This is a genomic window from Pseudoalteromonas luteoviolacea (genome assembly GCF_021654285.1).
Classification (GTDB): domain Bacteria; phylum Pseudomonadota; class Gammaproteobacteria; order Enterobacterales; family Alteromonadaceae; genus Pseudoalteromonas; species Pseudoalteromonas luteoviolacea_J.
This window is the reverse complement of record NZ_JAKFZS010000097.1, coordinates 1-872: the sequence shown is the minus strand read 5'-3', so window position 1 is coordinate 872 and position 872 is coordinate 1. Positions and strand designations below refer to the sequence as shown.

General features: G+C 40.4%; 2 tRNA genes. Both read left to right on the top strand.

Annotation, left to right across the window (positions count from 1 at the left end):
• The first annotated feature begins 607 nt into the window (after positions 1 to 607).
• Positions 608 to 683 (top strand) — tRNA-Ala (locus L1077_RS27175).
• 73 nt (positions 684 to 756) lie between these two features.
• Positions 757 to 832: transfer RNA gene (locus L1077_RS27170), tRNA-Glu, on the top strand.
• Positions 833 to 872: the final 40 nt, after the last annotated feature.

Below are 872 nucleotides of genomic sequence, written 5' to 3'. Positions count from 1 at the left end.
GACTTGAACCAGTGACCCTCGCCTTGTAAGGGCGATGCTCTCCCAACTGAGCTAACAACCCATATCTAATTTTACAACAAACATTGTGCATAACACCGTGTTGCTGTGGGGCGCTATTATAGGGAGCCGAGCAAAGGAGTCAATACTTAAAAATGAAAATTTCGTTTGCTTGCTGTATTTATAGGCAAATTAATAAAATTACAATTGCTCTTCATTATAAGGAGTGTAAATAACATAGATAAAAACAGCACTAGCTAACGCTGTGAGCACACAAAGTGACGAGTGTAATTATGATTTAGTATCGTGAGGATGAGTGAATTATTGTTTTTTATTCAATTTAACCCTTGTTATTAGAGCCATTAAGTTAAAACAATGTATGTGAGTGAATTAGGGGAGGGGAGCGCCTACTATTTTTGTATAAAAATCAAACTAAAACAAAAGGTTTGATTGAATTAAGGTAGAGTTTTGTTTATATTGTGCCCTCTTGGGTGTTTTTTGAAGCAGTTAGAAAAAACTTAACTAAAAATTGTTGACTTTATTTTCCTGCCTGCATAGAATGCGCCCCGCACTCAGCGATGCACAGTGAGTAAATCACTGTATGCAATAAGGGGCTATAGCTCAGCTGGGAGAGCGCCTCGCTGGCAGCGAGGAGGTCGACGGTTCGATCCCGTCTAGCTCCACCAAGCAACATCGTTGAATTTAAGTCCTAGTGACATCAATTAGTTTTAAACTTCGAGTGTTTAAGATTAATATTGTGTCCCCTTCGTCTAGAGGCCTAGGACACCGCCCTTTCACGGCGGTAACAGGGGTTCGAATCCCCTAGGGGACGCCACTTACTTAAAGTAAGTAAAAAAGCTCGTATGGTGAGAGTT